Annotated in this window: 7 protein-coding genes; 5 read left to right on the top strand and 2 right to left on the bottom strand. The window is 58.4% G+C overall.

All coding sequences use genetic code 11. The features are described 5' to 3' along the window. Positions 1 to 12 precede the first annotated feature (12 nt). On the top strand, positions 13 to 1,566 hold the full coding sequence (locus WT60_RS01125) for an IS66 family transposase (protein ID WP_059584212.1): 1,554 nt from the start codon (positions 13 to 15) through the stop codon (positions 1,564 to 1,566). A 212-nt stretch (positions 1,567 to 1,778) separates the two neighbouring features. Here WT60_RS01125 and WT60_RS01130 read toward each other — a convergent pair whose 3' ends face one another. Both WT60_RS01130 and WT60_RS01135 read right to left on the bottom strand, forming a co-directional pair. Then, the gene (locus tag WT60_RS01130) at positions 1,779 to 2,144 is read right to left on the bottom strand and encodes a type II toxin-antitoxin system RnlB family antitoxin (RefSeq protein WP_060355877.1); all 366 of its coding nucleotides are present in this window, start codon (positions 2,142 to 2,144) and stop codon (positions 1,779 to 1,781) included. Beyond that, positions 2,141 to 3,178, bottom strand: coding sequence for an RNase LS family HEPN domain-containing protein (locus WT60_RS01135; protein ID WP_060355878.1), 1,038 nt, complete (start codon positions 3,176 to 3,178; stop codon positions 2,141 to 2,143). Before WT60_RS01135 ends, WT60_RS01130 begins: the two co-directional genes overlap by 4 nt. 328 nt (positions 3,179 to 3,506) lie before the next feature. Here WT60_RS01135 and WT60_RS01140 point away from each other — a divergent pair, with 328 nt between their 5' ends. The 4 genes from WT60_RS01140 (at position 3,507) to WT60_RS01155 (ending at position 9,929) form a co-directional block, all read left to right on the top strand. Further along, positions 3,507 to 4,712: an IS110 family transposase gene (locus WT60_RS01140; RefSeq protein WP_038744735.1), complete on the top strand. Its 1,206-nt coding sequence runs from the start codon at positions 3,507 to 3,509 to the stop codon at positions 4,710 to 4,712. 138 nt (positions 4,713 to 4,850) lie between these two features. Then, positions 4,851 to 5,960, top strand: coding sequence for a dsDNA nuclease domain-containing protein (locus WT60_RS01145; protein WP_060356679.1), 1,110 nt, complete (start codon positions 4,851 to 4,853; stop codon positions 5,958 to 5,960). 53 nt (positions 5,961 to 6,013) lie between these two features. Then, complete coding sequence (locus WT60_RS01150) at positions 6,014 to 7,717, top strand: hypothetical protein (RefSeq protein ID WP_060356678.1); 1,704 nt, start codon at positions 6,014 to 6,016, stop codon at positions 7,715 to 7,717. A gap of 421 nt (positions 7,718 to 8,138) precedes the next feature. Further along, complete coding sequence (locus WT60_RS01155) at positions 8,139 to 9,929, top strand: N-6 DNA methylase (RefSeq protein WP_236860848.1); 1,791 nt, start codon at positions 8,139 to 8,141, stop codon at positions 9,927 to 9,929. Positions 9,930 to 10,117 lie beyond the last annotated feature (188 nt).

Here is a 10,117-nt window from a genome sequence, read left to right on the forward strand (position 1 = left end):
AAACTGCGCCGCATGTCGAACGGCGCCGAACTTCCTGACGATGTTGAAACGCTGCGAGCATTGCTGCTCGAGGCTCGTGCTCAGCTTGCCGAGCGCGATCTGGAGATCGAGCAACTCAAGGCTCAGCTCGACAAGCTTAGGCGCATGCAATTCGGACGCAAGTCCGAGCAGTTGGACCGCGAGGTTGCACGGCTAGAAACAGCGCTCGAGGACCTGACGGGCGAGCGTGGCGTCGCCGATGTGCGGCGCGCCCGCCAATCAAGCGCAAGCACGCCTGTGAGCGACGCATCGCCGAAAGAAGCGCTGCCGCCGCATCTGCCACGCGAAGAACGTGTACTGGAGGCTGACGCAACGTGTCCGAAGTGCGGCAGCGCAATGCAGCCGCTCGGAGAAGACGTGTCCGAGCAGCTCGCCCGCGTCGCGGCGGTGTTCAAGGTGATTCGTACGATCCGGCGCAAGACGGTTTGCCCGTGCGGCCACCACTTCTCGCAGCCGGCGATGCCCGGCCTGCCGATTACGCGCAGCATCGCCCATCCGAGCCTGCTGGCCGACATCCTCGTCTCGAAGTACGCCGACCACGCCCCGTTGTACCGCCAGTCGCAGATAGCCGCGCGCGACGGCGTGAAGCTCGACCCGGCCAGCATGGGCCGCTGGGTCGGCCAGTGCGAGGCCCTTTGCGATGCGCTGACCGAGGCACTGCGCCGCTACACGGTGGCGCCGTCGAAGCTGCACGCGGATGACACGCCTATCCCGGTACTCGAGCCGGGCAAGAAGAAGACGAAGACGGGGCGCCTGTGGGTGTATGTGCGCGATGACACTCGTTCGGGCTCGACCGAACCGGCCGCAGTGTGGTTTGCTTACTCGCCGGACCGCAAAGGCATTCATCCCCAGACCCACCTGGACGGATTCAAGGGTATCTTGCAAGCCGACGCCTACAGCGGCTTCAACGAACTGTACGAGAGCGGCAAGATTCGCGAGGCGGCATGCTGGGACCACGCGAGACGGTACATATACGACGTGCATGCCCGAACGCCTGCCGAGGCGACCCGGGAGGTGCTCGAGCTGATCGGTGCACTTTACGCGATCGAGGCCGACATCCGCGGCAAACCCGCCGCGCAGCGGCTGCGCGTGCGCCAGGAGAAAAGCATCCCGCTGCTCGCGGCCATCAAGACGTGGATGACGGACAAACTCGCGACGCTGTCGAAGAAATCCGAATTGGCCAAAGCGATCCATTACTCGCTTAATCAGTGGGATGCCCTCGTGCTGTACTGCGAAGAGGGCCGTGCCGAGATCAGCAACGCCCTGGCCGAAAACGCGTTGCGCTGTGTGAGTCTGGGTCGAAAGAACTTCTTGTTCGCCGGCTCCGACAGTGGGGGGAAACGGGCCGCGGCGATGTACAGCCTGATCGGCACGTGCAAGCTGAACGGGATCAACCCGCGCGCTTACCTCGAATACGTGCTGACCCATATCGCTGATCACCCCATTAACCGCATCGACGAATTACTACCCTGGAACGTGGCAAAAAAGCTGCCAGGGAAGTCTTGCCCACCTGCCTCCACGGGCTGATTGCCAGCGGGCCAACATGAGCGCTCGATAACCAATCATGCCTCACGTGCGCGCCGGATTGCGGACGGCCTTCGCGAGGCGCTTACGCGCCAGGCGCCCGCCCCCCACTGCTGTTAGTGTCGCGAAAGTAAGCAAGAGCTTAATCGCCGGTCGTTGTGACCCCGCTTAACTTTAGAGCTTAGCGGATAGGGGGCGCGAAGGACCGCAGATGTTCAGAGCGGAGTGCCGCGTCTCAGGGCGAATCGCATCGCGGGTGTGAGCAGTGACGTATCGATGTCCTCGACTGCTTCCTGATAGACAGAGGCGCAGAAGTCGGCGAACTCGGCACGCCTAGCATCGGCGCTCCGGAAATCGTTCGACACGAAATGGTCCCCATCGAATTCGCCAACGAAGAAGCGGTTGTACCGTGTGCCGTTAGCCAGCAGCAAATCAAACAGCACCGTTCCACGTACCCTCTTACGTCGCAAGTCACTTTCGACGCGCGTAAGCGTCCCCATAGGGTTCTGAAACCCTACGGAGAACACGACCGCCGAGAGGCCTTTCGGACCTTTCGACCTTACGAGGAACGGTTGTTTCATCTAATCTTTTGATAGAAATTTTCTATCTCATTCAACACTTGCTTAATTACCTCCGTCGCCTCGGCCATCGAGGCGAGCGTCCGGGTGCCGACCAGAAGAACGCTCATGTGAGCAAAACCGTGACGCTGCTTATGGTATAGCCCATAAGCTCGCGCAAGAAGCACGCCCTTTTCGCCACCAAGCTGCTCTGCAAATGGCTCCCGCACGGAATAAAGTTGGCCGTTTACGTCAAAATATTCGCCAAAATTACCTTTTTCTGCGGGATGAAGGCCAGATTGAGCAATTTCCTGATACAAGAACCCCTCAAGTCCGCGTAAGGCGGGGAAGGCAACATTGCTGTAGTCCTCTAGCTCCACGTCTACTTTAGACCACGTCAATGCGCAGCTCAGTTGCTTGCGAATCTCCTCATGCAGCCTCGGGAATGCCACAGGCAACTTCGCAGCCAGCTCATCCTTGATTTCGTCAATCGATACCGGAACCTTATAGGTAGCAATCTGCTTTTCCAGTACGGTGTCCAACGAAAGCACGTTCGTCAGGTAGTCCCAGACGAGCGAAGCGAGGTGCAGATTCCGGCCTTGGAATTGCACTGTACCAGTGTTGAAGACAGTTATAGCAAGGGTGTCCCCATCCTTCCCGCGCCAGCGGATTCGTTGGCCATGCGCTATCGCCTCGTCCGCAATCCGTTCCGCCTGGCCTTCGGCTACAAAAAACGCGGACAACTCGTCAACTTGGGCTCGCGACAGTTTCACCGAAACTTCAAACTTCTGTTGAGCCGCATAGGCGCATCCCGCTTCCAGAATCGACGCGACGGACTCAAAGGCCGGACGGTCCCAACCGCTCGCATGACCCAGCGTCGTCGTCCCATCGCCTTTCAGATACACATTTACTCGAAATTTGGTGCCCGCCCACAAGCCCGTCAGCGCCATGTTGCCGTTAGCTTCGCGCTGTACATTCAGTTCGGTCGCTCCAGACGTCTCGAGGCACGGGACAATCTTGTCGCGGTTGAGACGCAAGCTCTTAAATTCTCTTGTCATTTTTTAACTATATTGGCGCGGAATCGCGGCGAAACCCCCGCAGGCCCCGCATTTTACTGCTGTCCGCCGCCCACGGGCACGTCGCATTGTTACCTAGCCCCGTTACTATCTTCACGCCCCGATAATCGGGGTTTTGGCCAGCCAGGCCCGGTATGATTCCCGCCCCCAGTCGCAGTCATGATCCGGGGGGTGTTGTCACCGGGCCTGGTGGGTGGCTGGTGATCGCTGATAGGGGTTTGGCCGGGATATCCCGACGCCGTCCGTAACGTGGATGCCGAGACTTGCCACCGTTGTTGCAGGCCAACCCGTTCACTCTGCATAAACTGCAATGCAAGACACCCAACAACATGACGCCATCGATGTCTTCATTGGCGTCGACGTCGGTAAAGGTCAGCATCACGCCGTCGCACTCGATCGGCACGGCAAGCGTCTGTACAACAAGGCGCTACCCAACGACGAGGCCAAGCTGCGCGCCCTCATCGCCGAACTCAAGACTCACGGTCGACTCCTGTTCGTCGTCGATCAGCCTTCCACCATCGGAGCGCTTCCAGTGGCCGTCGCCCGCGCTGAAGGCATACTCGTCGCCTATCTGCCGGGACTGGCCATGCGCCGCATCGCCGATCTGCATGCAGGTGAAGCCAAGACCGACGCCCGCGATGCCGCGATCATTGCCGAATCCGCCCGCTCGATGCCGCATACGCTGCGCTCGCTTCGATTGGCCGACGAGCAGCTCGCCGAGCTCACCATGTTGTGCGGCTTCGACGATGATCTTGCCGCCCAGGTCACTCAAACCAGCAACCGCATTCGCGGCCTGCTCACCCAGATCCATCCGGCGCTCGAGCGCGTTCTCGGACCGCGCCTCGACCATCCAGCGGTGCTCGATCTCCTTGAGCGCTACCCGTCGCCCGCCGCGCTTGCCGCCACCAGCGAGAAGACGCTCGCCAACCGTCTGACCAAGCTCGCGCCCCGTATGGGTAAAAGCTTGGCGACTGAGATCGTTCAGGCTCTGAGCGAACAAGCCGTGATCGTGCCCGGCACGCAGGCTGCCACCATCGTCATGCCCCGCTTGGCCCAGCAACTCGCCGCCTTGCGCAAGCAGCGCGACGAGATCGCCGCCGAAGTGGAGCGACTGGTGCTCGCTCACCCTCTTTGGCCGGTCCTGACCAGCATGCCGGGAGTCGGCGTCAGGACCGCCGCCAGACTCCTGACCGAAGTCGCCCATAAAGCCTTCGCTTCGGCTGCTCATCTGGCGGCCTACGCTGGCCTCGCGCCGGTCACCCGGCGCTCAGGCTCGTCGATCCGTGGCGAGCACCCGTCTAGACGGGGCAACAAGGTGCTCAAGCGCGCCTTGTTCCTCTCCGCCTTCGCGGCCTTACGAGACCCAGTCTCACGGGCCTATTACTCGCGCAAGATCCAGCAAGGCAAGCGCCACAACCAAGCGCTCATCGCACTGGCTCGGCGACGCTGCGACGTCCTGTTCGCCATGCTGCGCGACGGAACCATTTACCAACCCAAGTCGGCCCCTAACGCTTGACGAACAACATAGGGGCACCCCCCGGCAGCCCAGTTACGTCCTGGTGGACCAACGAGCTTCTGTACGGTTGCACGAAGACAGTTCGCCTCATGTGCGCAGTCGCTATAATCAGTTCAAATATCGAGCCCGAACACTATCGTGAGAGACCCCAAACCGCGCCTGACCAGGACGGCAGCGGCATCGAGTGGTACGCCCGCGAGCAACCCGCTCTACGTGTCTCAGCGGGAGAAAGCCGGCGCTGCTACCTTCGACCGCTTCAACTTCCAGTACGACTGGGCGCTTTATGAGTTCCTGGAGCAGCACAAGCTCAATCAGGTGAGCATCGTATTCGTCGAGTTTCACGAAGACGTCGTCTTCAGCTCTTCTCTGGACGCCGCCGATGCCAGATTCGTGTTCTGCCAAGTTAAGGCCGGTGCGAGCGCGAACTTCAACAAGAAATCGCTCGTCAAACGAATAAAGCAGAAGCCATCAGTGCTTGGGAAAATGTTCACAAGCGTGGGCGACAAGAAAATTGCCGCCCGGGTGGACAAGGTTCGGCTTGTGGCAACGGGTGGTTTCAAGCTTGAGTTGGCAGAAAAAGGCTTTCAACTCGAAGAAATCCCATGGGATGCGCTGCACCAGGAGACAGCGAACGAGATAAGCGCAGCTCTCGCGGCAGAACTCGGGACTGACTGCGAGCTGGAAAAGCTCCATTTCCATAAGCCACAGCTTCCCGAGCTGCAACATCGCAGAGCCGTCATCGGGCTGATAGCCGACCTTATCAGTGAACGGGTCCCGAATGGAGGCGGAGACTGCCAGGCCATTTACCATGTTCTGCAAGACGAACTCCGCCGGAAGGGTGTCCATACCTGGGACTATTCCGACTGGGAAAGCCTTGTCCGCAACAAGGGCCTCACTGGCCAACGAGTGGACGCACTGTTCGAACAATTTGCGTCGTCCGCCACGGTCGACGACCTCCTCTCGGACTTTGAGTACGCAACCGCTCAGCTCCAATACGAACCGAGAGAACGGCGAAAACTCCGGCAGTCCGCTCGGACTTACGTCCTGAATACTCTTGACGGCGGGTCTCTCGCACATCTGCAGGTACGAGCTGCGGTGTCAAAACATTTGCAGGCCGACTTCCCGCTAAGGCTGACCACTGACCTGTTGACGAGCCTTGTAGCGGCATCCCCGGATGTCGTGCGTGAACACCTTGTCGACGAAACCTCGTTGGTCGCCGCATACATCATTGAATACCTGCGAGCCTGAAATGGCCCTTCCGAACTATAAACTGCTCGTCAGAAAGCTACGTACCAAAGCCTATGAGCGCATTGATATTCAAGCAACTGTTCGTTCAATCGACTTCCCAAAAACTCGCAGGACGATTCCGATTCGAACCCGGCTTAAATCTGATAACAGGTGATGACAATTCCATCGGCAAGTCTACGCTGGTGCGATTGCCGCTGTGGACTCTAGGCTGCGATTTTGATTTTGACACTCTCTGGACCCCCTTCGATGCCAGAACGATTCTGGAGTTCGAGGTTGACGGTCGCACATACCTTGCTGCACGTCATCGCAACCAAATTCGTCTCAAGGTTGGCGAGGCGCCGTGGACGGTCTACCACAGTACGAGCGATGCTTATGAGCAGGCATTCGCCAGCATCGTCCAATTCGGTGCGGTGTTACCACGCCGCAAAGAAAAGTGGATTCATGAAGTGCCGCCGCCTGCCTGCTATTTCTCCGCTTTCTACGTCGACCAGCGACGCGGATGGACTGAGCCGTGGGGAAGTTTCGTCATCCACAAATATGAGGACTGGCGACGCCCCGTTATCAACTTCCACGTGGGCTATCATCCGGCATCCTATTTCGAGGTAGGTGCCGAGATAGCGAAGGGCCTTCAGCATATTGACGCCGACGAGGGGCTCATTGAAAAGTATGGCCGCGCGGTTGAGGTCTTGACGCTGCTCGCTCCTCCAGAAGAACTTCCGACGACCGACGCCGAACTCGATTCGGCCATTGCAGACATCCAGAATTCAATGGTCGCCGTTAAGCGGCGTGAACAGCGTGCATTGTCCGTTCTACGTGCCAAGCACGAAGAACTCGAAATTACCAAGGTCCAGCGGGGAATTGCACAAGCGGCCGTGGATGACATCGAGAAAGACTACGATTTCGCATCTACCCAACTGCGCGATGATGTTCTCGTCTGCCCTCTATGCGGTACATTGCATGACAACACCCTTCTAGAGCGCGCGTCGCTCTTGCAAGACCGCGCACAGGCCGAACAGCAGGTTGCGTTGCTCACGGCTACGCAGTCGAAAATCGAGGCGACAATCGAAACGACACTCAGGCGGCTCGACGCCGTCCGCGAAGAACTAGCCAAGCTCAACCGACGCTTCAAGCGTCTCGACAAAGACGTGACCGTCAAGAGCATCCTCGAGACCATGGGGACCGATTCAGTACGACGACGCGCGGAGGAGGTGACCACCACCGCGAGATTACGATTGCGTGCCAACAGGAAAACTCTCGCTGAGCAGCGAGCAGCACAGAGTGAGCTCATTGAGGACGGGAAAGAAGAGAGCATCAACGCCTACTACCAGAGCGAGCTGGCCGGCCTTTGCGACACCCTTCGGCTCTCACCGGCCTTCGATGTACGCACGGCCCTGCCAACTGGATACAGAGAACTGGCCGTCTCAGGTGGCGGAGCAGACAGCTCTCGGATGCAATTGGCCTATCACTTGACAATGCATCGTCTCATTCGTCACTTCAAGACTGAGGTACTCGCACCGTTGATTCTCGACACGCCAAATCAGCAAGACCAAGGCGCGCTGAATTATGGCCTCGTTTCGGAAGAACTCAAGCGCCGTGCGACGAAGGACACTCAGCTGTTCGTATGTGCGACACGCCATGCGGCAATGCAAACGCTAGAGAAAGACTCGACCGTCATTCAACTGGACGAGAATCGATTGCTTTCCGCCGAGTCGTACGAACGACTCCAAGCCGGCTTCCTGCGCGTTTTCGGTGAGTAGCAACGCACACCTGATGGTGGCGAGCGGTCACAGTTCGGTTTGCGCAGACAGCCGAACTGCCTTCGAGATGCAAGAGTGGGGCGTGTGAATTGTGCGACGGCTGCGGGCATCAAGCCGATACAGTAGTCTGCGGTCTTTCTATTTAATTAGCACCTCGCGACCAGTAACCCCTTTCCTGTAAAATCCTTTCCGACAACAATCAGCTCCCCGCTTCTAGGTCGACGCTGGTGCGAGCGGAAAGGAAAGAGTTGCACGAGAGGCGCAGCATTGTCGATATGTTCGACTGCTGTTATTGCCTTTAGGGTCCCCGCAGAAGTGGACGGGGCATCTAAATGAGGATGCATCGGGGGATTGTTGAAATGAGCGAAGCGTCGGTAGACAACGAAGCGAGCGCCGGAGGCCCACTTCCGGAGACGGCTTGATGGCAACCTTGTCGAAGCTGTCCATCAAACGGCGCATCAGAGGCCTCGGCTTGGCGGCTAGGCGTCGCGAAAGCGATGTGCCAACGCTTGTCGGCACAGTACTGCGCATGTGGTGCAAAACCGCGTTTCCTAGGCTCCCCAAGCCATCTCTTCCTTATTCGAAGGCCCTTGCTGCTGACGCAGAGCTGGACGTATTCGTCGCGGCTCTCAATCAGATGAGCTTCCTGGACGCAACATATTGGCTCAGCTCCTCCTACGCGATGCTGGCCGACGAAGGCCTCCGGAAGCAGCTTGCGATGTACTTCACGCCGGCATCGATTACCGACGGACTATTGGATGACCTGATGGCTCAGGGCGTCGACTTCGGGAGTCAATCCTTCATGGACCCGGCGTGCGGAGGTGCGGCTTTCCTCGCCCCGGTTGCGCAGCGCATCCGAACGGCGCTGCGTAGCCGGGGATACACGCCCCTCAAGTTGCTTAAGCACATTGAGAAGCATCTCTACGGCGTCGACTTGGACGAGACGTTGTGCGCATTGTCCAAGCACTTTCTATGCATGGCCCTTTACGAGGAAATTCGAGAGACCGGCTACGTTCCTTCATTCAGGGTCCATTCGGGGAATTCGCTGACGCAGTTAACCCCCATTCTCGGGACTGTCGACGTTATCGTCTGCAATCCACCATACCGCAAGATGACGGCCAAAGAATTGGCGCCGTTGCTTTCTGCGTACGTAGACGTGGTCGAGGCGCAACCGAACCTTTACGCCCTTTTTATAACGCTCTGCGTGCGCTTGCTGCGTATCGGCGGCTATGTCGCGCTAGTTACGCCGACCAGCTTTCTGTCAGGGCAGTACTTCGGTCGCCTGCGCAAGTTTCTTCTCCGCAATACAGATGTAAAACATATTGGGATGGTCAGTGACAGACAGGGTGTCTTCATCGACGTCGAGCAAGAGACCGCGTTGACCGTGTTGCGTCGGCGTGTCGAAGAAGACCGCACCTATGTGAAAGCAAACGTGTCGGTAGTCTCATCTACCGGCCAGTACACGAATGTAGGCGAATGCGTCCTTCCCAACGCAGGTGCCGTGTGGCCCGTTCCTCGCTCAGTCGAGGACGTGGTCCTTCTCAAGAGAGCTGCTCTATCTCGGTTCCGCCTGTCGGACTATGGCTACCGCGTGCGTATTGGCGCGTACGTATGGAACCGCGACAAACGTCCTAAGTTCGAGTCACTTAATGATGCCCGTCGGGAAAAGGCGCACACCGCTATGCCCTTGATGTGGTCACGAGACATTGTTTCTGGTGGAATTGTTCGGCTGGAGGATAAGCCTACGTACGACGGCGAGCATCGCTTCGTGGACTTGGGCAATAAGAAACATACGTCGGTTGTTACCTCGCCCTGCGTGGTCATGCAACGTGTGACATCTAACGACCAACCTCGCCGGCTGGTGGCGGCGGCGGTATCGCCGGGTGTCTTCGATACTTATGGTGGGTTCATTGGTGAAAACCACATTGTCATCATAGAGGCAGCGAACGAGAAGCCGGTGCTGCCTCCCACGAAGCTCGCGAAGCTGCTAAGCGCGCGTGCGGTAGACCGCTACTTCAGATGCATCTCCGGTGCCACAAACGTTTCGGCGTTTGAACTCAAGCAGCTCGTACTGCCTGACCCACAGGCGCTCATAGAGGCCGCGGTTAATCGTAGGTCGATGGACGAGGCGGTGAACATAGCATTCGGACTCGTTTCAAGAAATGACTCGACAGAACAACAAATAGTTCGGATGTCGCAATGCCTCGATTAAAATCACTGGCAGAACGCCAGGCCGACCAGGCGAAAGCTCGAGAAAGGCTTGCTGAACTCGCACGCAAGTTCGCTGCCCAACCGGTTGGAAGGAAGCAGCAACCGCCCAAACCCAAGGCAGCCCCATCTGCCCGCCCTGCACAACTGGCACCGACGCGCCCAGAACGGCCCTGGGCAAAGATTCGCGCC

Source organism: Burkholderia sp. MSMB617WGS, from assembly GCF_001532025.2.
GTDB lineage: Bacteria > Pseudomonadota > Gammaproteobacteria > Burkholderiales > Burkholderiaceae > Burkholderia > Burkholderia savannae.